The organism is Bordetella sp. H567 (assembly GCF_001704295.1).
In the GTDB taxonomy this organism is placed as follows: Bacteria; Pseudomonadota; Gammaproteobacteria; order Burkholderiales; family Burkholderiaceae_B; genus Bordetella_C.
The window spans coordinates 5,488,388-5,511,508 of the sequence record NZ_CP012334.1 but is presented as its reverse complement, the minus strand read 5'-3'; the positions used below and the strand labels follow the sequence as shown (position 1 = coordinate 5,511,508).

The 23,121-nt window shown below is 64.3% G+C and carries 18 protein-coding genes and 3 tRNA genes; 15 read left to right on the top strand and 6 right to left on the bottom strand.

The genetic code is table 11. The features are described 5' to 3' along the window. Nucleotides 1-166: 166 nt before the first annotated feature. The gene (locus AKI39_RS24695) at nt 167-1,165 is read right to left on the bottom strand and encodes an AraC family transcriptional regulator (protein ID WP_066641859.1); all 999 of its coding nucleotides are present in this window, start codon (nt 1,163-1,165) and stop codon (nt 167-169) included. Nucleotides 1,166-1,242: 77 nt separating this feature from the next. Between AKI39_RS24695 and AKI39_RS24690 the strand changes: the two genes are divergently transcribed. Continuing rightward, nucleotides 1,243-2,457 (top strand): MFS transporter, encoded by a 1,215-nt coding sequence (locus AKI39_RS24690; protein ID WP_066641857.1) that lies wholly within the window; start codon nt 1,243-1,245, stop codon nt 2,455-2,457. Between the two features lie 27 nt (nt 2,458-2,484). Here the strand turns inward: AKI39_RS24690 and AKI39_RS24685 are convergent, their stop codons facing one another. Both AKI39_RS24685 and AKI39_RS24680 read right to left on the bottom strand, forming a co-directional pair. Next, entirely contained in the window at nt 2,485-3,165 is a 681-nt protein-coding gene (locus AKI39_RS24685; protein WP_066641855.1) for a nitroreductase, read from the bottom strand. 119 nt (nt 3,166-3,284) lie between these two features. Next, on the bottom strand, nt 3,285-4,679 hold the full coding sequence (locus AKI39_RS24680; protein ID WP_235610714.1) for an MATE family efflux transporter: 1,395 nt from the start codon (nt 4,677-4,679) through the stop codon (nt 3,285-3,287). Nucleotides 4,680-4,848: 169 nt separating this feature from the next. Between AKI39_RS24680 and AKI39_RS24675 the strand changes: the two genes are divergently transcribed. Continuing rightward, nucleotides 4,849-5,307 (top strand): MarR family winged helix-turn-helix transcriptional regulator, encoded by a 459-nt coding sequence (locus AKI39_RS24675; protein ID WP_066643722.1) that lies wholly within the window; start codon nt 4,849-4,851, stop codon nt 5,305-5,307. A gap of 5 nt (nt 5,308-5,312) precedes the next feature. On the opposite strand, the gene AKI39_RS24670 is transcribed toward AKI39_RS24675, so the two are convergent. Beyond that, nucleotides 5,313-5,678 (bottom strand): hypothetical protein, encoded by a 366-nt coding sequence (locus AKI39_RS24670; protein WP_066641853.1) that lies wholly within the window; start codon nt 5,676-5,678, stop codon nt 5,313-5,315. Between the two features lie 1,355 nt (nt 5,679-7,033). Beyond that, the gene (locus tag AKI39_RS24665; RefSeq protein WP_066641848.1) at nt 7,034-8,200 is read right to left on the bottom strand and encodes a pyridoxal phosphate-dependent aminotransferase; all 1,167 of its coding nucleotides are present in this window, start codon (nt 8,198-8,200) and stop codon (nt 7,034-7,036) included. Nucleotides 8,201-8,659: 459 nt separating this feature from the next. Between AKI39_RS24665 and AKI39_RS24660 the strand changes: the two genes are divergently transcribed. The 7 genes from AKI39_RS24660 (at nt 8,660) to AKI39_RS24630 (ending at nt 17,186) form a co-directional block, all read left to right on the top strand. Further along, nucleotides 8,660-8,866, top strand: coding sequence for a cold-shock protein (locus tag AKI39_RS24660; protein WP_066641842.1), 207 nt, complete (start codon nt 8,660-8,662; stop codon nt 8,864-8,866). A 2,146-nt stretch (nt 8,867-11,012) separates the two neighbouring features. Then, the gene (gene mnmG, locus AKI39_RS24655) at nt 11,013-12,929 is read left to right on the top strand and encodes a tRNA uridine-5-carboxymethylaminomethyl(34) synthesis enzyme MnmG (RefSeq protein WP_066641841.1); all 1,917 of its coding nucleotides are present in this window, start codon (nt 11,013-11,015) and stop codon (nt 12,927-12,929) included. Then, nucleotides 12,926-13,618 carry a 16S rRNA (guanine(527)-N(7))-methyltransferase RsmG gene (rsmG, locus tag AKI39_RS24650; RefSeq protein ID WP_066641840.1) on the top strand — a complete coding sequence of 231 codons (693 nt, stop codon included), beginning with the start codon at nt 12,926-12,928 and terminating at the stop codon, nt 13,616-13,618. The genes mnmG and rsmG overlap by 4 nt, the downstream gene beginning before the upstream one ends. Further along, complete coding sequence (locus tag AKI39_RS24645; protein WP_066641837.1) at nt 13,615-14,415, top strand: ParA family protein; 801 nt, start codon at nt 13,615-13,617, stop codon at nt 14,413-14,415. Before rsmG ends, AKI39_RS24645 begins: the two co-directional genes overlap by 4 nt. 5 nt (nt 14,416-14,420) lie before the next feature. Beyond that, nucleotides 14,421-15,233, top strand: coding sequence for a GNAT family N-acetyltransferase (locus tag AKI39_RS24640; protein WP_235610713.1), 813 nt, complete (start codon nt 14,421-14,423; stop codon nt 15,231-15,233). Between the two features lie 32 nt (nt 15,234-15,265). Then, nucleotides 15,266-16,183, top strand: a complete 918-nt coding sequence (locus AKI39_RS24635; RefSeq protein WP_066641836.1) for a ParB/RepB/Spo0J family partition protein — start codon at nt 15,266-15,268, stop codon at nt 16,181-16,183. Further along, a complete protein-coding gene (locus tag AKI39_RS24630; RefSeq protein WP_066641835.1) occupies nt 16,176-17,186 on the top strand; it encodes an asparaginase in 1,011 nt (336 codons plus the stop codon). The genes AKI39_RS24635 and AKI39_RS24630 overlap by 8 nt, the downstream gene beginning before the upstream one ends. 136 nt (nt 17,187-17,322) lie before the next feature. Here the strand turns inward: AKI39_RS24630 and AKI39_RS24625 are convergent, their stop codons facing one another. Further along, a complete protein-coding gene (locus AKI39_RS24625) occupies nt 17,323-18,057 on the bottom strand; it encodes a DeoR/GlpR family DNA-binding transcription regulator (RefSeq protein WP_235610712.1) in 735 nt (244 codons plus the stop codon). Between the two features lie 173 nt (nt 18,058-18,230). Between AKI39_RS24625 and AKI39_RS24620 the strand changes: the two genes are divergently transcribed. The 6 genes from AKI39_RS24620 to AKI39_RS24595 all read left to right on the top strand — a co-directional run bounded on the left by AKI39_RS24620 (nt 18,231) and on the right by AKI39_RS24595 (nt 23,100). Further along, nucleotides 18,231-19,616, top strand: a complete 1,386-nt coding sequence (locus AKI39_RS24620) for a glutamine synthetase family protein (protein ID WP_066641832.1) — start codon at nt 18,231-18,233, stop codon at nt 19,614-19,616. Nucleotides 19,617-19,705: 89 nt separating this feature from the next. Further along, nucleotides 19,706-21,094: an aldehyde dehydrogenase family protein gene (locus tag AKI39_RS24615; RefSeq protein WP_066641830.1), complete on the top strand. Its 1,389-nt coding sequence runs from the start codon at nt 19,706-19,708 to the stop codon at nt 21,092-21,094. 59 nt (nt 21,095-21,153) lie between these two features. Then, entirely contained in the window at nt 21,154-22,341 is a 1,188-nt protein-coding gene (locus AKI39_RS24610) for an iron-containing alcohol dehydrogenase (protein ID WP_066641827.1), read from the top strand. Nucleotides 22,342-22,491: 150 nt separating this feature from the next. Next, a tRNA-Tyr gene (locus AKI39_RS24605) sits at nt 22,492-22,578 on the top strand. 265 nt (nt 22,579-22,843) lie between these two features. Then, nucleotides 22,844-22,917, top strand: a tRNA-Gly gene (locus tag AKI39_RS24600). 108 nt (nt 22,918-23,025) lie between these two features. Further along, nucleotides 23,026-23,100, top strand: a tRNA-Thr gene (locus AKI39_RS24595). The last annotated feature ends 21 nt before the right edge of the window (nt 23,101-23,121 follow it).

Sequence of the window (23,121 nt, the reverse complement as noted above, 5' to 3'; positions counted from 1 at the left end):
CCCCCGACGACCGTTCAGCATTTGTTGGACGGATGCGTGTACGCTTTCCATGCCGCCCATTGGCTGCTTACCTGGGCGTCCGCGGTCTCAACATCGATGGCTTGGACTGCTTCGGCACTGGGCATGCGAAGCAGCACGCCCTTTGGCGCCGGCTTCCCGCACCCGCTTAATGGGCACCCGCTTGACCGGCACCGCGCGCCGCGGCCGGCGTGTATCCCACGACCCGCTTGAATGCCCGGCTGAACGCGGCCTGGGACCCATATCCGAGTTCATACGCCGCGCCTTCGATCGACGTACGGCCATCGCGTATCCACTGTGCCGCCAGCCGCATGCGTAGCTCGGTCAGGTAACGCAGCGGCGTCATGCCCGTCACGGCCAGGAAGCGCTCCGCGAATACGGACCGGGAGCTCCCCATCTGCGCCGCCAGCTCGGCGACGGTCCAGTCGCGGCCGGGATCGCGATGCATCGCCACGATGGCCCGGCCCAGGCGCGGATCGCGCAGGGCTTGCACCCAGCCGGTGGCATCGCCGCAGCCGCACTCCGCCCAACCGCGCACGATGAAGGCCGACACCACGTCCGCCAGCCGCGCAAGGATTGCGGCATAGCCGGCGCGTTCCTCGCGCGACTCGCGCGCCATCGCTTCCAGCATGGGCAGGATTTCCGGATACCGCGCCAGCAGCGTGTCGACCCGCATGACCTCCGGCATCCAGGCCACCAGCGGGTGCATGCCGCCCAGGTCGAACTCCATGCAGCCGCTGAAGATAAGCGCGTCGCGCGAGCGGTCGCAGGCATCGCTGGCAGCCACGACGGCGCAGACCGTTTCACACAGCCGCAGCGTATCGAAGGTGGCGATGTCACGCGCACCCAGCGCCGGCTCGGACAGCAGCTCATGCGCGCGGCCGTGCGGCAGCAGCACCGCGTCCCCGGTCTCCAGGCGATGCAGGTTGCCGCTTGCCGTGCGCAGGAAGACTGGGCCGCGCGCAATGAAATGGAACTGCGCGCGGCCGGCCGCGGCGGTGAACGCAATACCGAAGGGCGGTGTGAACTGCATGCGGCGGTACTGGACACCGTACAGGCGCATGCCCAGCAAAAGCTCGCTGACCAGGTCACCCGACCTGCGTGCCTCGGCGCCGTCTTCGGAGGTGGCGGATTTTTGATCAAACATTCCGGAGTCCACGGCATGGATCGTCCGGGAACTCTAGCTTATTCTGCCTACCATTGAAAGTTTTCCCAGGGATCAACATGCATACAGGCGAAGCAGCCATCACCGCCCTCAATGAACCAGGCCGTTCGCCGGAACGGCCGGCCTGGCAGGCGGTGTTTTCGATGTCCTTAGGCGTATTCGGGCTGGTGACGGCGGAATTCCTGCCCGCCAGCCTGCTCACACCCATGGCCGCGGACTTGAAGGTGACCGAAGGCGTGGCCGGCCAAGCCGTCACCGCGACCGCCGCCGTCGCGTTGATCACCAGTCTCTTGATCGCGACCGCCACGCGGCGCATCGACCGGCGGCATGTGTTGCTGGCGTTCTCCATGCTGCTGATCGCCTCCAATCTGCTGGTTGCCTTCGCGCCCAGCCTGCCGGCATTGCTGCTGGGTCGTGTCCTGCTCGGCATCGCCATCGGCGGGTTCTGGACGATGTCCGCGGCTACCGCCATGCGGCTCGTGCCGGAGCACATGATTCCGCGCGCGCTGTCCATCATGTTCAGCGGCGTATCGGCGGCCACGATCGTCGCGGCGCCGGTCGGCAGCTACCTGGGCGGTCTCATCGGCTGGCGCAACGTATTCCTGCTGGCGACCGCGCTGGGCGTGCTTGCCTTGCTCTGGCAGCTGGCGACACTGCCGCGCATGGCGCCCAGCGGCCATACCCGGCTGGGCACCCTGCTGGATGTATTGAAGCGCCCGGGTATCGGCTGGGGAATGTTCGCCGTCATTCTCGTGTTCACCGGGCACTTTGCCTTCTTCACGTACTTGCGGCCCTTCCTGGAGACCGTCACCGGCGTCGGGGTAAACGCGCTGTCTGCCATCCTGCTGGGCTTTGGCGTCGCCAACTTCATCGGCACGTCCGCGGCGGGCTTCATGCTGGAACGCAACCTGCGCCTGACCCTGGCACTGATGCCCCTGTTGATGGGCACCCTGGGCCTGGGGCTGGCCGCATCAGGCAGCGCACCTTACGCGGATTCAGCCATGGTGGCCTTGTGGGGCTTCGCGTTCGGCACGGTGCCGGTGGGATGGTCCACCTGGATCACACGCAACGTGCCGGACGAAGCCGAAAGCGCGGGCGGGCTTATCGTGGCGGCCGTCCAGCTCGCGATCGCGCTTGGGGCCGCGGCAGGCGGCGCGGTCTTCGACCTGAGCGGCGCGCTCGGAGTCTTTACGGGCAGCGGGCTGACCTTGCTGATCGCAACCGTGCTGGTCCTATTGGGACTGCGGCCGCGGCGTGCCGCCGTTCCGGCCTAGCGGCGAACGCGGCAGCGTTCGGTGCGCTCAATCGTGATGAGTGACAAACTCTTCGAGGGCCATGCGTGGTGGCCGGAAGCGGTTGGCAACGCAATCCGGGTCCTCATACCCCATCGACAGTCCGCAGACCAGCGTCTGGTCCGGCCCGATGCCCAACAAGGGCTTGACGATATCGGGGTAATTGGCCAGTGCGGCCTGCGGGCAACTATGCAGTCCGCGGCCGCGCGCGGCCACCATGATGTTCTGCAGGAACATGCCGAAGTCCAGCCAGCTGCCCTTTTCCAGGTCGTTGTCGATGCAGAAAATGAAGGCTACCGGCGCGCCGAAGAAGGCATAGTTACGCCCATGCTGCCGCGCCGATCCTTCGCGGTCGCCTTTGGCGACACCGACGGTGGAATAAAGGCCCCAGCCCGTCTGCCGGCGCCGCTCGATATAAGGACTGCGCCATTTGGTCGGGTAGTAGTGATACTCGCGCGTCTCCGGCTGGTTGTTCGCATGCGCATCCAGCAAGGCCGCCGACAGGGCATCGCGGGTCTGGCCGGTGATCACATGCACTTTCCATGGCTGGATATTGCTCCCGCTGGGGGCGTACGACGCAACGGTCAGGATCTCCCTGATCGTTTCCATGGGTATGGGCGTCGGCAGGAATCCACGCACGCTGCGGCGTGAGCGGATGGCTTCGTCGACGATCTCATGCGGTGCATTCATTGCGCTGCCCCCTCCTGAAAATGCGTGGCCATATGCGATGGTCCGGATGGTTCAGAAGGGATTATGCACCTGGCGTCGCAGCCGCTTGGCCTGTCATTACCGACTGAACGTGGGGCCTATCAAACATCCATCCGGCCCGATTGGCGAAACCAGGTGCGCGATGCCACGGACCAGACCACGACCGATCCATACGTAACCATCGCGATGGCGCCCAGGGCATAGAAGACCGGCAGCGAATGGCAAGCCGCCAGCAGGGCGCCGCCGACGCCGACATATAGGGCCAGACGCAGCGCGCCGGCGGTCAGCGGCCATTTCAGCTTGCCGGCGCCCTGCGAGGCGAAATAGAGCGAAAAACCCAGCGCGAAGAATCCATAGAAAGGGCCCACGATGCGCAGATACGTCGCCCCCGCTTCCAGCAGATGCGCATCCGTGCCGAACAGGCGCAGCCAGGCGTAGGGAAACGCGGCGGCGATCAGGCCGACGGCCTCGGCCAGCACAAACGCCATGGCGCCTCCTACCAGCGCAATGCGCCGTGCTCTTTCATTCTGCCCGGCGCCGATATTCGATCCCACCATTGCCACCATCGGCGCGCCCAGCCCGAAAGCGAGGGGCATCAGCAGATATTCCAGGCGGGCGGCCGTCGCATAGCCGGCCAGCGCAGCTGTTCCGCCGTAGGCGCCGACCAGCGCGCCGGTTACGGCGATGATGGTGTTCGTCAATACCGGATTCAGACAGGCGAAGCCGCCCACGGACAGGATTCCGCGCATCATCGGCCATTGCAGCGCCCCACGCACCAGTCGCGCCGGATTGCGTCCGCCCAGGCAGTAGGCGCCCAGGATCAGCGTTCCACCGATGTAGTACAGCAGCAAGGCCCAGGCGCCGCCCACCACACCCAGTGGGGGCAACGGCCCCAGGCCGAATATCAGGCAGGGCGAAAGCGGGATCAACAACACCGCGCCGCCGCAGATCACCGCACCCGGCACAAGCATGTTTCCGGTACCGCGGATCACGCTCGCCAGCGCATTCATGGTCCAGAGCAAGGGCAAGCCGCCAAATACCACGTGGCCGTAGGCCGCGGCGGCATCCAGGGCGGGGCCGTCCGCACCCAGCAGATGAAACAGCGGACGGCCGAAAGCCAGCAGCAGCACGGTGAACACCGCGCCGATACCCCCGTTCAGCGCAACGGCGTGTCGCACCAGGTGGTTCGCCTCCTCGCGCCGGCCCGCGCCCAGCGCGCGGGCGATCGCGGAGGAAATCCCCCCGCCCATGGCGCCTTGCGACATGTTTTGCATCAGCATCAGCACCGGGACAACCACGGCGACGCCGGCCAGAACGTCGGTGCCGAGCTTGGCGAGAAACCAGGTCTCGATCAAGCCGGTGGAAGACTGCGCCAGCATCATCAACATATTGGGCCAGCTCAGCCGCACAAGCGTTGCGGCCACCGGCGCTTGCAGCATGGCTTGCAGTCGGGGATTGGCGACCGGCACCGTCGCGGTGGGGGAAGCGGATGTCATGGCGGAAGGAGCGTGACGCCTATGTACGGATTTGCTGGCATATGCAAGTATCTGGCCAATTTACTTGCATGTGCCCATAACGTCAACGCGGAAAGGAGGAATAAAATCGATGCGCGCACGCGCTGAGGCGTTCGTCGCCCGGCCGTGCCGGGCCTGCCCCCTACCTGCCATGCCGAAATCAGACTTGAAAGACCCAGGCGTATGCAACGGCGTGGCCTTGCGCAAGGCCACGCGGCGCGTCACGCAGCTTTACGACAGCGTACTTGCGCCTTCCGGCCTGAAGTCGTCCCAGCGATCCATCCTGCTGCACGTGGACCGTGCCGGTACGCCGACCATGACGGAACTGGCGCACGCCATGGTGCTGGATCGTTCCGCCCTGGCGCACAACCTCAAGCCGTTGGAACGCGACGGTTACCTGGTGCAAATCCGCGACGCCCACGATGGACGCAGCCGCAGGGTCCAGCTCACGCCGGAAGGCCGGCGCAAGTTGGCGGAAGCCACGCGCTTATGGCGCCAGGCACAGAACCGGTTCGAACGCGCCTACGGCGCTGAACGAGCCGCCGCGTTGCGCGTGGCCCTCGCTGACATTTTTTCCGACGAATTCGCCGACGCGTTCCAGCAGAACTGACTCGGTCAGGCCAATTGGGTCGAGCCGTCGTCGGAGCCGGTGGCCAGCATTGTGCCGGCGGCATCACCGGAATCCCCGCCTACGGCCAGCATCGTTTGGCCGGTATCGTCCGTACCGCCGCTTCCCGCCAGCAGGGTGGGGCGCCCATCGTCGGATCCGTCGTTGCCTGCCAGCAGGGTATGGCCGGCATCGTCGGATCCGTCGCTGCCCGCCAGCAGGGTGTGGCCGGCGTCGTCGGATCCGGCACTGCCTGCCAGCAGGGTGCCGGCGGCGCCGTCCGGGTATCCGCCGCCGGCGATCGTGGGATCCGCGTGGGCGACACCGCCCATCAGGACTAGCGTAGCAAACAGGGAAGTCGCAATGGCTTTCATGACACTCTCCAAAGAACAAAGGCCCATGGGGCCCCGGCCCTATGGGCCGGTGGAACGGTCATATTTTTGCGCGGCGGCCGATTAGGGTAAACCCTTAATTTTGAAAACTAAATTCCATTATGCAGAGGAATCCCAGCTACGGGCCTGTTTAGGCCCGTCCTTGAGGAAAGACCTCATGGTCCGGCTAGGCAGGGTCGTCTCGCGGTACGTCCCCAATATCATCATGGCTCCGCACCTAGGCACGGACGGCCTGTGGATACCGTCTATGGGGAAGCTGTGTGAAAACGATGTGGATGGTTTGGGCATAAAGCCGGCGTAAGGAAGGCCCTCGGAAGTTGCTCATGTAAGTCCGCCGGGGCAAACATGACTCCTGCACAAGCGCAAACGTCGCCAAGGCCTTGTCGCGACGCAGTTTCCCGGAGTTATGCAGTTATCCACAGACACCCATTACCATTAGTCTTTATATATATAGAAAAGAGATGTGAAAACATTCTCTCGTCCCACCACCCCCGCGAATGCGGAGTTACTACTCCGCGCTTATCTCGCATTCCTGCCCTGGAGTTGCTCCGGGCCTACATGGATGGGGAGTGGCTTCACCGATAGGGATACGGGGCACTGAGAACCCGCAGGTACGCTCGAAGAGGGTTCCCGACGTCCGGGGTATCGGAACAACCGCCGCACGCGTACAGACCCCGTACAGGGCCTTTGTCGGCGTCGGGGCGGGATGCCGGGGTTGCCAGGCTACAAATCGACACTTCGCTACGCCGACGCGGCCGCGAACCGAGCCTTTCCGCTGGGTGTTGTCACGCCGGCGGCAGTGGCGCGCAGCAGGGGTGTTCCGGGGCACTGTGGCCACCGGGATGGGCGAAATGTGCGCCGGATTCTGCGTTCACGCCTGCGGCACTGTGCATAACCCCTGCTACGGAGGCTGTGCACACATTGTGGACCGGCGGAGAACAACCGGCTGGTTTGAAGCCCCCCCGGAAGTTGTTCAACTTCACGTACGCGTCCAAACATGGCTAGCGCACACCCAATATCTCGCGCAAGCGCCTGATAGGATTGGTGAATTGAGATTTGTCCAGTTATCCACAGACACCCATTACCACCATTCTTTTTATATAGAAGAGAAGATATAAAACACTAAGCTACCCACGCCGCGCCTGGCCGAACGGGTTCATCACCAGCACGGTTGGGTGTATCCGACCGCAAGCGCTCGCACAGCCGGTTCCTGCTTCTGGACATGAGGTCACAGTGCCTCCGGCTCTAATGCAGGCCCGTGGTGGCTCCTACGGGCCCCAGGAAAAGAAAAGGGCAGCCGAAGGCTGCCCCACCCATGGTCAGATATCTTCGCGCGTCTACACCCGGCTCAAACGCTCCAGGGCTTGATCCAGCGTCTCGTCCCGTTTGGCAAAGCAGAAGCGGACCAGTTTGTGATTCGATTCCGGCGCATCCGGGATTTGATAGAAGGCCGATATCGGTATCACGGCAACGCCGTGCTCCGTCGTGAGCCAACGCGCGAATTCGGCCTCCGGTAATTGCGATATCGCACTGTAGTCGGCCATCATGAAAAACGTCCCCGGACTGGGCAGTGGCCGAAACCGGGTGCTCCGCAGTCCAGCCTGCAGGCGGTCGCGCTTGGCCTGGTAGAATGCCGGCAGCTCCAGGTAGGGTGCCGGGTTTTCCATGTATTCGGCATAGGCGAACTGCATGGGGGACGGTACGGTGAACACCATGAATTGATGGACCTTGCGCAGTTCAGCCGTCAAGTGGCGGGGCGCGCAGCAATAACCCAGTTTCCATCCCGTGGTGTGATACGTCTTGCCAAAAGAAGAAATCACGAACGCATGCTCGGCCAACAGGGGGCGACGCGACAGGCTGGCGTGTTGCCGGCCGTCGAAAACGATGTGTTCGTAGACCTCGTCTGACACCAGCAGGACGCCCGTATCCCGCACGATGGACTCCAGCGCGTCCAGGTCGGCATCCTCCAGGATGGCACCCGTGGGGTTATGCGGAAAGTTCAACATGAGCAGGCGGGTTTTCGGCGTGATGGCGTCGCGCACGCGCTGCCAATCGATGCGGTAGTAGGGGTCGTCCGACGTGGGCGCGCGAAGCGGTACTGGCACTGCGGTGCCGCCGGCCAGGCGTATGCCCGGCAGGTAGGAGTCGTAGCAAGGCTCGATGACCACGACTTCGTCGCCGGTATTCACCGCCGCCAATATCGTCGCCATCAGCGCTTCCGTGGCGCCACTGGTAACCGTGATTTCCGTTTCCGGGTCGTAGGCGTGACCGTACAGCGCCTGCGTCTTCTTCGCGATGGATTCGCGTAGCGGCGCTACGCCCGGCATATAGGGATACTGGTTATGGCCGTCAGCCATGGCCTTGGATACCAGGGCGAGCAGTGCGGGATCGGGGTTGAAATCAGGGAAGCCCTGGCCCAGGTTGATCGCCTTGTGTTCGATGGCCAGGCGGCTCATGACGGTAAAAATCGTTGTGCCGACGTCGGGCAGCTTGGAACGAATCATGGTCGGTAGTGTGTTGACGGAAGGAAAGCACCGGGACGGTGAAGGGTTAGGAAGTATCCCACCATCCCACCGGTGTTGGACAAGCCTAGGCTTCGCGGCGACAGGCTGGCGGGCCCCAAGCCTGGGGACGGCAGCGGGGAACGAGAGTCCCGTCGGGCGGCCAGCGTGCCCGCTGTAGTGGGGGCGAAGATGCCCGATGGAGACGCCGTCGCGGTCAGGAACTTGTGAGCCAAGTTAAAAAAAAACGACATTGGGGTAAACAACTATTTGTCCCTCTCATCGCGCCTGAGTATGCTCGTTTCGCCGTTGTATTCAAGCCGAGCGTCTGTCTCGTTTCGCATGAGACCTGTGTTTTCAGCCATGGCCGCGTCATGGAGGGAATCGGTCGTAACACGTTCGCGTCAACGTCCTTGAATCGCATCTGCGCACAGCATTGTGTTTTTATAGGACGTTACACAAATGGTTCAGAAGGGCAAAGTGAAGTGGTTCAACGCCGACAAGGGTTATGGGTTTATCACCCCTGACGCCGGCGGTGTCGACGTCTTCGCGCATTTCTCGGCAATTCAGGGGCGTGGCTATCGCAGCTTGAACGAAGGCCAGGACGTGGAGTTCGAAGTCAAGGACGGCCCCAAAGGTCCTCAAGCCGCAGAGATCCGGCCGCTTTAAGCAAGATCACACACTTATTCCACCGCTCCGCGCGGTGCCGGCGAGTCCGGCCTTTATCGCCCCAGCAGCCACCCCGGCCCCCTGGGGCGTTGTGTTTTCCGTGAGTTGAATAAGCCTGTGCATAAGTCTGGGATATCTGCCCGGAATCCGCTGGCGGGTGGTCCATAAGTCGCGTTGGGCCACGTCGCATGTACGGTCCAAAGGGCGGTTATTCACAATCCTGTGCCCTTTTGTCTGCGGGAGGAATCCATCCGTATTCCGGGGTTTGCACACGCTGTTTGGTAATTTCTATAGCCACGGTGTCTCGCTGGACCCTGTTTTTCCCCGTTTTTTGTAAATTTATCCCGCTCCAATGAGCCGGACGTACTTCTGTCGCTCTGGCTTCATCCCCCGTCGCTTCGGTTGTTCACAAAACTATCCCCAGCGTGTACATCTAAGGACGCTGGGGGTGGCTGGCTTGTGGGTACTTCTGTGGATAGCTTCGATTGGAGGGGCGATTTGGCCGCTCGGCGCGTCCGAACGGCGTTCAGATTCAGCAGTTCACCCGGGGCAAGCTGCGGGGTCGGCTTTGTATCCCGTTGGAGAATACGATGCGCGGCATATCCCGCCGATGGCTTAGGACATAAGCTGTGTTCCACGTGGAACAGACTCCGACCCGTGCTGCTGTGCGGGCAGGCAAACTGGAGTTATCCCAATTGGCGCTTCCGCGGTGGTCTGCGTGTGCGTATAAGTTCTAGGGTGCTGTAGTAGAAGAAACGGGTTGGGGCTTTAACTCGTGCCGCCTGTCCAAAGGTGCTTCACCTTCCTTGGATACCTTTATGGTTCGGCGCCTGCCACGATATGGGAATCTTTGCCCGGTAACCCGGGGCGTTGAGCTTAGGCCGTATCGGTCCCCCGCGACCGCACGTAGCGGTATGACCTGAGCGGTAGGGCATTATGAGGGCGCCTGAGCCGTTTGCATCGGCCGATATTCACAGATCAAAGATGTGGTTTTCACCGGTCTACCGCGGTGTTATCTGGACGGTCGATGGTGGCATACGGGCCCGGTTAGGCGGGCTGCTGGCCCGCGCGGCGATGCGGGCAGCCTGGTTTTCGCACCACGGTCCCACACACGAAGCTGCGCGCGATGGCGGAACGCTTATCGGCGGCCTCAGCCTCTGACCCACGGCCCCTGGGCGAACTGACCGCGTCGGAAGTTCGAGCGTTCCTTCACCGGGCTTGCCCGATTATGTTCCACGTGAAACATGGGCTGGCGGCCACCCTAGTTAGCGCCGCTATGCAGTTGCGGGCCGTCGGATCCGCGCGGCCGTCTTGAAACGTGCGAGTGTAGATTTACGGCCGGCGTAGTCCCCAAAATAGCGACGCGCTCCCAGGTCGGACGTACCCACTCTATATGTATATCCTGCGCGGGCTAACACGTGCGACAACGCGTCGCTCCGTCACAGCGCAGACGGCCCCGTTGTAATAGGACGGCGGATAGGTCGGTTATTGCCGCCAGTGGCGGGGCGAGACGCGGCTATGGTCCCACGCTGAGACGCTATACGAGCGGTAGGCACCCCGGTCGCAGGTATGTCGTAGTGGATTGCATTAGAGCTAGGGACGCCTAGCCGTCTTCGCGCTATCTGGTGCGCCTGAGCGGCGGTGCCTAGGTGCCTACAGGCGGTCGGCTGACAGATAGGGGGCGTAGTTCGTCGCCCAGGGGTCGCACGTAACGAGTCGATATCTGGGACTCTCGGCAAGACGCGGGATCGGGCCGGTTCCCACCAGCGTGGAGGAGGAATGCCATTGAGATCGCGATCTGTAGCGACCTGGATCGGAGCCAGCCTCGGCTCCGGGCCCGCAGCACTGGCGGCAGCCACCATGAAGGTTGGGCGTGGAGACAAGACGTCTCCTGCCATGTCGGCGCTGCCTTCGGTGGTTATTCGCGGTTTATAGATACGGAAGCCTTACCGATGTTCCACGTGAAACAATCCCTATCGTGGTGCCGGCGAGGCGCCTGCGAAGGGGCGTTGTTCCACGTGAGACATCATCCAGTGCCGGCCTTCCATTCCGAAGAGCGGGCAGGGTACCCAGTGTTTCACGTGAAACACCGCCTCCAGGCGGAGCCTCTATAATTGCCAACCAAAGCTCTTTCACCCCACACATCATGGATTATCCCCGCGAGTTCGACGTCATAGTGGTGGGTGGTGGACATGCCGGCACAGAGGCTGCCTTGGCGTCCGCCCGCACCGGCGCGAAGACATTGCTCCTGACCCACAATATCGAAACGCTGGGTCAGATGTCCTGCAATCCTTCCATTGGCGGCATAGGCAAAGGTCATCTCGTGAAAGAGATCGACGCCTTGGGTGGCGCCATGGCGCTGGCCACGGATGAGGCGGGTATCCAATTCCGTATCTTGAACGGTTCCAAAGGCCCGGCCGTGCGCGCCACCCGTGCGCAGGCGGATCGGGTTCTCTACCGTAAAGCCATACGCGCGCGCCTGGAAAACCAGCCCAACCTGTGGCTGTTTCAGCAGGCCGTGGACGACTTGATGGTGGAGGGCGATCGTGTTGTGGGCGCGGTCACGCAAATCGGTTTGAAATTCCGTGCCCGTACGGTCGTGTTGACGGCCGGCACGTTCCTGAACGGACTTATCCATGTAGGGTTGCAGAATTACACCGCGGGTCGCGCGGGCGATCCGCCGGCGACCACGCTGGGTCAACGCTTGAAAGAACTGAAGCTGCCGCAGGGTCGTCTGAAGACCGGCACACCGCCCCGCATCGATGGCCGCACCATCGATTACAGCGTCCTGGAGGAGCAGCCCGGCGATCTTGACCCCGTACCGGTGTTTTCCTTCATGGGTACGGCCGCCATGCACCCGCGCCAGTTGCCCTGCTGGATCACCCATACCAACGCCCGCACGCACGACATTATCCGTGGTGGCCTGGACCGATCGCCCATGTATAGCGGCGTCATCGAAGGTGTCGGCCCGCGCTACTGCCCGTCCATCGAGGACAAGATCCATCGGTTTGCGGATAAGACGTCGCACCAGGTCTTCCTGGAACCGGAGGGTTTGGACACGCACGAGGTCTACCCCAACGGCGTTTCCACCAGCCTGCCGTTTGATGTGCAGCTGGAACTGATCCATTCCCTTCCAGGCCTGGAGAACGCGCATATTCTGCGACCCGGTTACGCGATTGAATATGACTACTTCGATCCGCGAGGACTGAAGTCCACGCTCGAAACGCGGGCCATCGCAGGCTTGTATTTCGCCGGCCAGATCAATGGCACCACCGGCTACGAAGAAGCGGCCGCGCAAGGCCTGCTGGCGGGGCTGAACGCCGGCTTGGCGTCGCAGGGTAGGGAAGGCTGGACGCCGCGGCGTGACGAAGCCTATCTCGGCGTGCTCGTGGACGACCTGATCACTCGCGGCGTGACGGAGCCGTATCGCATGTTCACCTCGCGCGCCGAGTATCGCCTCAGCTTGCGCGAGGACAATGCTGACATGCGCTTGACCGAAATGGGCCGCAAGCTTGGCTTGGTGGACGATATCCGGTGGCAAGCATTCGAGCGCAAGCGCGACTCGGTAGAGCAGGAAGTGCAGCGGCTACGGTCGACTTGGGTCACGCCGCGCAACTTGCCGGCGGAGGTGGCGGAAAATCTCCTCGGCCAGCAAATTGAACGTGAGTACTCACTATCAGACCTCCTGAAACGCCCGAGCGTTACCTATCGGGCCCTGATGCAAGCCACCTTGCCCGATGGCACGCTCCTGGCCGGCCCCGGTTTGGCCCCCGACGATGCCGCCCAGCAGGTGGAAATCCAGGTCAAGTACGCCGGCTATATCGCCCGCCAGCAGGACGAGGTGCAAAAGCACATGGCGCATGAAGCGCAGCGCCTGCCTGATGACCTGGACTACGATGCAGTCCTCAGTCTCTCGTTTGAAGTGCGGCAGAAGCTGAAGGCGCATCGTCCGGAAACCATCGGCCAGGCCGCGCGCATTTCCGGCGTGACCCCTGCGGCCATTTCGCTGCTGCTCATACATCTGAAGCGCCTGCATTACGGCTCGCGCAAACGCGCCGCATGACGCGGGCGGCCACCCTTGCGCAAGGTGCCGACGACGCCAGGCTAAAACTAGCCTGCGCCGCGCTGGAGCTTGCCGTCACGGAAGAGCAGCTGCGCAAGCTGCTGGGCTATCTGCAGCTGCTGCAGCGCTGGAACCGCACCTACAACCTGACGGCGATCCGCGACCCAGGACAGATGCTGGTGCAGCATATCTTCGACAGCCTTGCCGTCGTGCGGCCCCTGGACGGCGCGATGCCCGCCGGCGGACGTCTGTACGACATCGGCGCAGGCGCCGGATTGCCTGGCGTCATCCTGGCCATCATGCGGCCCGATTGGCAAATCACCTGCATCGACGCGGTCGAAAAGAAAACCGCCTTTATCCGTCAGGTCAGCGGCGCGCTCTCCCTGCCCAATCTTGCCGCGCTGCATCAGCGTGTCGAGCAATTGCCGCCCGGGGGCTGCGATGTCGTCACGTCACGCGCCTTTGCCGCCCTCGATGACTTCGCCCGGCTTGCGGGACAGCATGTCGCACCTGGTGGTACGCTGCTGGCCCTGAAAGGAAAAGTCCCGGACGACGAAATCTCGCGGCTTCAAGCCGCGGGGGGATGGCGGGTCGTCCGTATCGATCCCGTCTCTGTCCCCGAACTCGACGCGCAACGATGCCTGATCTGGATGCGCCGCGACGGCGCGCGTAGTCAAGGAAATCCATGAATCAAACTGAGTCCAGCAATACCGCCCGCGTTTTCTGCATCGCGAACCAGAAGGGCGGTGTCGGGAAGACGACCACCGCCATCAACCTGGCGGCCGGCCTGGCCACGCACGACAAGCGTGTACTGCTGGTGGATCTGGATCCCCAAGGCAACGCCACCATGGGCAGCGGCATCGACAAGGCGGGCTTGCAATCCAACCTGTACGAAGTCCTGATCGGCGACACCACCATCGCCGCGGCCCGCGTGCGGTCGGAGGTGGGCGGCTATGACGTCCTGCCGGCCAACCGCGAGTTGGCGGGTGCCGAAATCGATCTGGTGCAGATGGAGGAACGTGAGCGTCAATTGAAGAACGCGCTCGATACCGTTGTCGAGGAATACGATTTCATCCTGATCGACTGCCCGCCCACGCTCTCCTTGCTCACGCTGAACGGCCTGGCGGCGGCGCACGGCGTCATCATTCCCATGCAGTGCGAGTATTTCGCGCTGGAAGGGCTGTCCGATCTGGTCAACACGATCAAGCGCGTGCACCGCAACATCAACCCCCAACTGCGCGTCATCGGATTGCTGCGTGTCATGTTCGACCCGCGCATGACGCTGCAGCAACAGGTGTCGGCGCAGCTGGAAGCGCATTTCGGCGACAAGGTGTTCGAGACGGTCGTGCCGCGCAATGTGCGGCTGGCCGAAGCCCCCAGTTACGGTATGCCGGGCGTGGTCTACGACCGCACGTCGCGCGGTGCCCAAGCCTATATTTCGTTCGGCGCGGAAATGATCGAGCGTGTGAAGGCACTGGCGGATTGAGCGACGTGGATGACTCTGCCCTTGTCGCCGATGCCGCGCGTGGCGGGGACGCTGCCATGCGCGTCGACACGCTGGCGCTGCGCATCGAGGAAGCGGCGCTGAACGCCACCGTTGTGCGTGAGCAAATGCTCTACGACGGCTGGCTCGTCCGTTGGGCGCCTGCCGCCGCGAAGCGGGCACGCAGCATCAATGTCATTGCGCCCGCACATCCCGAACTGAGCGAGAAGCTGGTGTTTTGCAAAACGCTATACGCGCGCGCCAAGCTTCCCTTGATATTCCGGCTGAACTCGACGGGGCCGGATCGCGAGCTGGATGGGCAACTGGCCGCGCGCGGATTCCTGCGTTACGGTGAGACCTCCGTCATGGTCATGTCCATGCGAACGAGTGCGGGCACATCGCTGCAAGCCGGGCTACGATACGAGCAGACGGATCCCGGGCGCTTCGCGGATGTCACCGGCACGTTGCGCGCCTACAATGCCGGCCACGTGATCGAACATCGGCATCGGCTTGCATCGATCGCCGTGCCTTGTGTCAGGTTGCTTGCGCGAGACGAAGCCGGCCGGCATGTCGCGGCCGGCATGGCGGTTGTGGATGGCGACGTCGCAGGCATCTTCGATGTGGTCGTGGACGAAAGCGTGCGCCGCCGCGGATATGGGCGCCAGATCATGCACCGCTTGCTGGATGCCGCTTGCCAGGCCGGGGCGCGTAGCGCCTACCTGCAGGTGGAATATGCCAACACGTCGGCGCGGCAGCTTTACGCATCGCTCGGTTTCTCCGACCGGTACACCTATTGGTACCGTACGCATCAACACGAATGAGCGGCCCGTTGGGCACGCTGGGAATTCTTCATATGGCCACCAAAAAACCTAAGGGACTGGGACGCGGACTGGACGCCTTGTTGGGCGCCGACATGCCCGCCATCGAAACGCTGGGCAAATCCGCGCCCAAAGCAGAGGGTCCGCCGAATGTCCTGCCGGTGTCCATCATGCGCGCCGGCAAGTACCAACCGCGCACGCGCATGGACGAAGGCGCCTTGAACGAACTCGCCGAATCGATACGCACGCAGGGGATCATGCAGCCCATCCTGGTGCGGCCGCTGGTCAACGGCGCCGCCGGCCAGTACGAGATCATTGCCGGTGAACGGCGTTTTCGCGCGGCCCAGCTGGCGGGCCTGAAAGAGGTCCCCGTGCTGGTGCGCGAGGTCCCGGACGAAAACGCCGCGGTCATGGCCCTGATCGAGAACATCCAGCGCGAGGACCTGAACCCGCTGGAAGAAGCGCATGGCGTGCGCCGCTTGCTCGACGAATTCGGTTTAACGCATGAACAGGCGGCACAGGCCATCGGCCGTTCGCGTTCGGCGACCAGCAACCTGCTGAGGCTGTTGAATCTGGCGCCGGCGGTGCAAACCATGCTGCTGGCGGGCGACATCGACATGGGCCATGCGCGCGCGCTGCTGGCCGTGGACGGCGCTACCCAGATACAGCTGGCCAACCAGGTCATCGCCAAGCGGCTTTCCGTCCGCGATGCGGAAAAACTCGTCGCCAAGGCCGCGAAGGAAGCCGATCCCACGCCGCGCAAGAAAGGCGTCGCCAATTCGCGCGACGTCGCGCGCCTGGAAGAGGCCATGTCGGATCTGCTCGGCACGCGGGTAAGCCTGAAGATCGGCGCGCGCGAGCGCGGGCAGATCATCATCGATTTCCATGGCTGGGATCATCTCAATGCCCTGCTCGAAAAACAGGGCTTCTCGGGCGTGCTGGACAATGCCTGAACCCGGACGGCGGCCGGCCATCGCGATCCTGGCCACCGGTGGCACCATCGCCGGGGCGCAGTCCGCGCGGCCGGGCCTCGGGTATGTTGCCGGCACCTTCGATATTGGCCAACTGCTTGCCGCCGTGCCGGGACTTTCCACCATCGCGGAACTGCATCCCGAGCAGATCGCCAACGTCGGCAGCCAGGACATGCGCCATGAAGTCTGGCACGCCCTGGCCATGCGCGTACGCGCCCTGGCCGCGGACGCCGCCATCGACGGCATCGTGGTCACGCATGGCACTGATACCCTGGAAGAAACCGCCTATCTCCTGGACCTGGTCATCCCCGCCGGCAAGCCGCTGATCCTGACGGGCGCCATGCGGCCCGCCACCGCGCTGAGCGCGGATGGCCCGGCGAACTTGTACGCCGCGGTGGCGCTGGCCGCGCACCCGCAGGCGCGCGGACGTGGTGCCCTGGTGCTGCTGAACGAAGAGATCCATGACGCCCGCGGCGTGCAGAAAATCGCCGCGGCGGGCTTGGCGGCATTCGCCTCGCCGGATCGGGGCCTGGCTGGCTTGATGCACGCCGGCGAGCCGGTGTTTTACCGGCCCGCCCACGGGTCGGCGGCACGCGTTGCGCCATGGCGCCATGCGCCGCTCGCCGATCCGGCGCAGTGGCCGCGCGTTGGCATCGTCTACGCGCACGCCGATATGCAGGCCGACGTCATTACATTCATGGCGGAGCGCTGCCAGGGCCTGGTCCTGGCCGGCGTCGGCGATGGCAACGCCACGGCGTCGGCCATGCAGGCCTTGGCCGATGCCGCAGCCCGGGGCGTTGCCGTGGTGCGCGCGTCGCGTACGGGACGCGGCCGCGTGGGCCGCAACGTCGAAGTGGATGACGACGGTCTGGGCTTTATCGCGGCCGGCGACCTGAATCCCCAAAAGGCCCGCGTGCTGCTGATGCTTGCGCTCATGTCCAAGCCCGACCAGGCGACGCTGCGGGACTGGTTCGACGCAGCCTAGGGCCTGTTAACCCTGGAAGGCGCCTTGTATCAGTACGCGATCAGGTGCATGGCAAGGCGCGAAGCGCAGCCGTGGGTGCCACGGCCCGCATACGCAACGCAGCCAGGCGCCTTCCAGCGTTAACACGCCGTCGCCGTCAAGCCAGCGCGACGCTGCCGACCGCGCCGGCAAGCTCGTCGTAGCCTTCCCGCGCTTCCGATTTGCGATTCGTCACCAGCACCGACACGCGGTCCGCGGCGCAGTAGGATGCATGTGAATTCACGCCTATCCTTGCATCGTCGGCAATCACCATGATGTTGCGCGCATTGGCCGCCATGGCGCGGCCCAATTCGGCGCGCGCCAGGTCCGCATGCGTGGTGCCGTGCCGCGCATCGATGGCGGTAGGGAAGAGCAGGGCGGTATCCGCGGTGTAACGGTGGATTTCCGCGATCGTGCGGTCGCCCTGCGTGGCCGGCAGGGGCGCGATCACGGCGCCACCCAGCACGAAGGCGCGGTTGCCATGCGCCACGTGATCCTCGCCGGACGCGACCCGCGTCGCGGCTTCGAAAGAATTGGTGATCAAGGTAATGCCGTGCAGCGTGCCCAATGCATCGGCGATGTGCGCCGCCATGTAGCCCGCTTCCATGTACAACGTCTGTCCGTTCGACAGCCTGCCCCCCACGGCGCGCGCGATGGCGCGCAGATGGCGCCCGTCCGCGGCCGGCCGCCCGAAGGCCGCCGGGAGGGGATCCGGCAGCACCGCACCGCCGTGCGAGCGGCGCAGTTCGCCCAGCGCTTCCAAAGCGATCAGGTCGCGGCGCACGGTTTCGCGCGACACGCCCAACTCGTCGACGATGCGATCGGTCGACACGCTGCGCAAGGCTTCAAGCATTTTCCGTATCCGCTGGTACCGCTCTTCTTGCCACATGATTGTCCGCCGCCGTTGCGCCGCGGCTATGTTTGCAAACTTGCGGCAAGGTGTCTAGACTCGATTGCAGGACGCGCCCGGGCCTTGGCGCCCGCCGACGCTTAAGGGTTTTGACTCAACGCAAGGGTGGTCGAACCATGCAAGCAGAAGGGGTAAGAACGGCGGACGATGCCGCACGCCTGGTGCAGGCCAGCGCCTTGACGCACGTCAAGGTGGGCCTGTCGGACATCGATGGCGTCATGCTCGGGAAGTACCTGCGCAAGGAAAAATTCCTGTCCGCGCTCGGCGCCGGCCTCGCGTTCTGCGACGTGGTGTTCGGCTGGGATGTGGACGACCAGCTTTACGACAATGGCCGCTACACGGGCTGGCACACCGCTTACCCGGATGCGCAGATGCGCATCGATCCGGCCAGCTGCCGCAGGCTCCCGCTCGAGAAGGGTCCCGCCGGCCAGGACATGCTGCTGTTCCTGGCGGATTTCACCGGGCCCGCCGCAGCGGTCTGCCCACGCCAGCTGCTGCATCGAACCCTCCAGCGTGCCGAGGCCATGGGCTATGACGCCTATGCCGCGCTGGAATACGAGTTCTTCATGTTCCGGGAAACGCCGCAGTCCGCGCGCGAAAAAGGCTATCGCGATCTGCAGACCTGGACCCCCGGCAACTTCGGCTACTCGATGCTGCGCAGCACCGTCAACGGGGACTTCTATCGTCAGCTTCTCGATATGTGCGAACGCATGGACATGTCGATAGAAGGCCTGCACACCGAAACGGGGCCGGGCGTACTGGAAGCAGCGATCGCGGTGGACCGCGCCGCCGCGGCCGCGGACAAGGCATTTCTCTTCAAGACCTTCACCAAGGCCCTGGCGCAGCAGAACGGCTTGATGGCGACGTTCATGGCCAAATGGTCGCATCGGCATTCCGGGCAAAGCGGGCACATTCATCTTTCGCTGCGCGATCGCACCACCGGGAAATCGGCGTTCCACGACGCGGCCCAAGCGCACGGCATGAGCGGTACGCAGCGCGCCTTCGTCGCGGGGCTGCAGCGTTATCTGCCGGAATTCATGGCGCTGTATGCACCCACCATCAACAGCTATTCGCGGCTCGTGCCGGGATTCTGGGCGCCCCTCGACGCGACGTGGGGCGTGGAGAACCGCACGGCCGCCTTGCGCGTCATTCCCGGCAGCGACAAGTCGCAGCGTGTCGAAGTGCGTATCGGCGCGGCGGATGCCAATCCGTATCTGGCCTTGTCCGCGGCGCTGGCGTCGGGTCTGTACGGCATCGAGCAGCAGCTGCAGCCCGAAGCGCCGGTGACCGGCAATGCCTATGCGCAGGAATTTCCCGAAGCGCTCAAGCTGCCGACCACATTGTGGGAGGCCGCGCAGCGCCTGAAGCAGTCCGAAGCAGCGCGCGCATGCTTCGGCGATGCCTTCGTCGAACACTACGCCGCCACCCGTGAATGGGAGGAGCGAATGTTCCGCCGGCACGTTACCGACTGGGAACTCGCGCGCTACTTCGAAATCATCTAGGCCGCCCCAAGGCGAAACCGCCCCTTTTGGGGACAGCAAACCGGGTGCCGGCGCAGTGCGGGGCGAGCGTTTCAGGGAGTTGACCAGGCATGTCCAGCGAACTCATCACCATCAGCCCGATCGACGGCCGTGAAGTGGTCTGCCGGCCGTATGCCACCGACGCGCATATCCGCGAAACGCTGCGGGCCGCGCACGCCGCGCAGCAGGCATGGCGCGAGGTGGCTCTTGCCGAACGCGCCCGCCTGCTGGGGGCCGCGGTGGATCGCGTCGTCGCCGCCAGGCAAGACCTCGCGCAAGCGATCACCGTGCAGATGGGACGGCCGATACGGCATGCCCCGTCGGAGGTCGATGGCTACGCGGAACGGGCCAGGCATATGATCGCCATCGCGCCGGAGGCCCTGCAGCCGATGGCCGCTGTGCCGGGCAGCGAACGGGAGCGTTTCATCCGGCGCGATCCCTTGGGCGTCACCTTGACGATCGCGCCATGGAACTACCCGTTGTTGACTGCCGTCAATAGCATCGTGCCCGCGCTCATGGCCGGCAACGCGGTCGTGCTGAAGCACTCGGACCAGACGCCGTTGTGCGCCGAGCTCATGCATCAGGCCTTCTCCCATGCCGGCCTGCCACCCGGTCTCTTCTCTTATCTCCACGCCGACCATGACACCACCCAAAGGCTGGTGCGCGCGCCCGAGATCCGCTTCGTGTCCTTTACAGGCTCCGTGCGCGGCGGTCGCGCCGTGGAGGAAAGCGCCTGCGGCCGCTTCATCGGTGTCGGCCTGGAGTTGGGCGGCAATGATGCCGCCTACGTGCGCGGCGACGCCGATCTGGAATCGGCGGTAGAGTCCCTGGTCGACGGCGCATTCTTCAATGCCGGCCAATCGTGCTGCGGCATACAGCGCATCTATGTCGCCCGGCGGCTGTACGACGGCTTTGTCGAACAGGCCGCGGTGCTCGCCAACCGCTATGTGCTGGGCGATCCGCGCGAACAGGAAACCACCCTGGGGCCGGTGGTGCGCCGGTCCGCCGCCGCGGCGGTGCGGGAAGTCGTCGCCGATGCCATCGAGGAGGGCGCGCGCAACGTCGTTGACGCGGCGTATTTTCCCGCGGCGCGCGACGATACCGCCTATGTGGCGCCTGCCGTCCTGACCGGCGTGGATCACGCCATGCGGGTGATGCGTGAAGAATGCTTCGGACCCGTGGTCGGCATCATGCCCGTCGACGGCGACGACGAAGCGATATCGCTGATCAACGACAGCAATTATGGGCTGACCGCCGCGGTCTTCACCCGCGATCGCGAAGCCGCGGTCGCGATCGGCGCGCGCATCCAGGCGGGCACCATCTTCATGAATCGCTGTGACTATCTGGACCCTGGACTTGCCTGGACCGGCGTCAAGGACAGCGGGCGCGGCGTGTCCCTGTCCCGGCTTGGCTATGAGCAGCTGACCCAGCCCAAATCCTTCCACCTGCGCGTCGCCTGATGCGATCGCGCCTACGTCGCGGCGCCCGATGCCGTGCGCCGTGGCAGCAGAGGTAAGCCATGGACCTGCCCCACGTGAACTGGAACTACCCGACGGCCATCAGGGTTGGGCCGGGGCGCATCGCCGAGCTGCCCGATCTTTGCGGCGCCCTGGGCATGCGCAAACCGCTGGTCGTGACCGATCCCGGCATCGCCGGCCTGCCCATGCTGGAACGCGCCGTGGCCGCATGCCGCGATGCGGGCTTGCCCTGCGGGGTCTTTCACGACATCAAGGGCAATCCCACGGGGCGCAACGTCGAGAACGGTGTGCAGGCGTTCCGCGGCGGCGGGCACGACGGCGTCGTTGCGTTCGGCGGCGGTTCCGCGCTGGATGCCGGCAAGGCCATCGCCATGATGGCCGGGCAGGACAGGCCGCTGTGGGACTTCGAAGACGCGGACGACAATTACCGGCGCGTCAAGGTGGAAGGCATGGCGCCCGTCGTCGCGGTGCCGACGACCGCCGGCACCGGTTCGGAAGTCGGGCGGGTCGCGGTCATCACCGATGAAGACGCCCGCCTGAAGCGCCTGATTTTTCACCCGCGCATGCTGCCGGCCGCCGTCATCCTGGACGCGGCCCTGACGACGGGCCTGCCCGCCAAGGTCACCGCGGCGACCGGCATGGACGCGCTGTCCCACTGCCTGGAGGCCTATTGCTCGCCTTTCTACCACCCCATGGCGGCCGGTATCGCCCTGGAAGGCATGAAGCTCATCCACCACCACCTGCCGCGCGCCGTGGCCGACGGTGAAGACCTGGCGGCGCGCCACCACATGCTGGTCGCTTCCTGCATGGGCGCCACGGCCTTCCAGCGCGGCCTGGGGGCCATGCATGCCCTCGCGCATCCGTTGGGCGCCCTGTACGACGCGCACCACGGCACGCTCAACGCCATCCTGATGCCCTATGTGGTGCAAGCCAACGCCCATGCCGTCCGGGCCCCGCTGGCGGCGCTGGCGCGCTACCTGGCGCTACCCACGGCGTCGGTCGAAGGGGTGCAGGCCTGGATCCTGGAACTGCGCGCCCGCATCGGTATTCCGCACACCCTGGCCGACATTGGCCTGGATGACAGGGATGCGGACCGGGTGGGGCGGATGGCGCAGGCCGATCCGTCCGCCGCCACGAACCCTGTCGTGTTCGATGCCTCGGAATACGCGGCACTCTTTCGGGCGGCCGTCGCCGGTCAACTGGACGAGCGCGCCACGCCGGCACGATGACGCTGGCGTGCTTGGAGGATAGTCCCGGATGCCGCCCCCGTTCACCCTGGCCGGCAGCGGCGCCGCCGCAAGGGCGGGGCCTGGCCTGATTCTTGCGGCGGCCCATTTGACACCGACGCGGAAAGTCACCATAATTTCAAGTTCTCCGCTGGAGGGGTGCCCGAGTGGTTAAAGGGGGCAGACTGTAAATCTGTTGGCCTTGCGCCTACATTGGTTCGAATCCAATCCCCTCCACCAGAGACCGCGCGTAATTCGCGATGGGGCGACGATGGGGCAATGGCCCCGGTGTGAACACCACTGTCCCTGACCGAAGACCGGCCTGATCGCCAGTCATCCGCGTGCGACGATGATGTCATGCCCGTACATATGCCAAGGAATCCAGGCGAAGTCGGCCTGGATTTGCAGTGTCTGGGGGGTGCATCCCGTTGCGCGATGGCTGGGTGGTATCGGCTTCGCGTGAGTCTGGTGCGACAGCGGTGGGCAGGATGGGAAACGGTACGCCGCGGGTGTAGCTCAATGGTAGAGCAGAAGCCTTCCAAGCTTACGACGAGGGTTCGATTCCCTTCACCCGCTCCAGGTTTTTACGGTGCGCGGACGATGTGTTCGGTCGCGCACAGGCAGTAAGGCACGCAGGCTGGCGTCATGCCGGTTGTTGGCGGTGCTATGCAGTAGAACAGTTTTAATGCCCATGTGGCTCAGTGGTAGAGCACTCCCTTGGTAAGGGAGAGGTCACGCGTTCGATCCGCGTCATGGGCACCACGCATTTGTCTTCACTTTAGT

What these genes read in the sequence shown, in the direction of transcription:
- AKI39_RS24660 (WP_066641842.1), top strand. Translation starts at nt 8,660, where the DNA reads ATGGTTCAGAAGGGCAAAGTGAAGTGGTTCAACGCCGACAAGGGTTAT.
- AKI39_RS24680 (WP_235610714.1), bottom strand. Translation starts at nt 4,679, where the DNA reads ATGACATCCGCTTCCCCCACCGCGACGGTGCCGGTCGCCAATCCCCGA.
- mnmG (WP_066641841.1), top strand. Translation starts at nt 11,013, where the DNA reads ATGGATTATCCCCGCGAGTTCGACGTCATAGTGGTGGGTGGTGGACAT.
- AKI39_RS24690 (WP_066641857.1), top strand. Translation starts at nt 1,243, where the DNA reads ATGCATACAGGCGAAGCAGCCATCACCGCCCTCAATGAACCAGGCCGT.
- AKI39_RS24670 (WP_066641853.1), bottom strand. Translation starts at nt 5,678, where the DNA reads ATGAAAGCCATTGCGACTTCCCTGTTTGCTACGCTAGTCCTGATGGGC.
- AKI39_RS24675 (WP_066643722.1), top strand. Translation starts at nt 4,849, where the DNA reads ATGCCGAAATCAGACTTGAAAGACCCAGGCGTATGCAACGGCGTGGCC.
- AKI39_RS24620 (WP_066641832.1), top strand. Translation starts at nt 18,231, where the DNA reads ATGCAAGCAGAAGGGGTAAGAACGGCGGACGATGCCGCACGCCTGGTG.
- AKI39_RS24635 (WP_066641836.1), top strand. Translation starts at nt 15,266, where the DNA reads ATGGCCACCAAAAAACCTAAGGGACTGGGACGCGGACTGGACGCCTTG.
- AKI39_RS24625 (WP_235610712.1), bottom strand. Translation starts at nt 18,057, where the DNA reads ATGCTTGAAGCCTTGCGCAGCGTGTCGACCGATCGCATCGTCGACGAG.
- AKI39_RS24610 (WP_066641827.1), top strand. Translation starts at nt 21,154, where the DNA reads ATGGACCTGCCCCACGTGAACTGGAACTACCCGACGGCCATCAGGGTT.
- AKI39_RS24645 (WP_066641837.1), top strand. Translation starts at nt 13,615, where the DNA reads ATGAATCAAACTGAGTCCAGCAATACCGCCCGCGTTTTCTGCATCGCG.
- AKI39_RS24695 (WP_066641859.1), bottom strand. Translation starts at nt 1,165, where the DNA reads ATGTTTGATCAAAAATCCGCCACCTCCGAAGACGGCGCCGAGGCACGC.
- AKI39_RS24630 (WP_066641835.1), top strand. Translation starts at nt 16,176, where the DNA reads ATGCCTGAACCCGGACGGCGGCCGGCCATCGCGATCCTGGCCACCGGT.
- AKI39_RS24665 (WP_066641848.1), bottom strand. Translation starts at nt 8,200, where the DNA reads ATGATTCGTTCCAAGCTGCCCGACGTCGGCACAACGATTTTTACCGTC.
- AKI39_RS24685 (WP_066641855.1), bottom strand. Translation starts at nt 3,165, where the DNA reads ATGAATGCACCGCATGAGATCGTCGACGAAGCCATCCGCTCACGCCGC.
- rsmG (WP_066641840.1), top strand. Translation starts at nt 12,926, where the DNA reads ATGACGCGGGCGGCCACCCTTGCGCAAGGTGCCGACGACGCCAGGCTA.
- AKI39_RS24615 (WP_066641830.1), top strand. Translation starts at nt 19,706, where the DNA reads ATGTCCAGCGAACTCATCACCATCAGCCCGATCGACGGCCGTGAAGTG.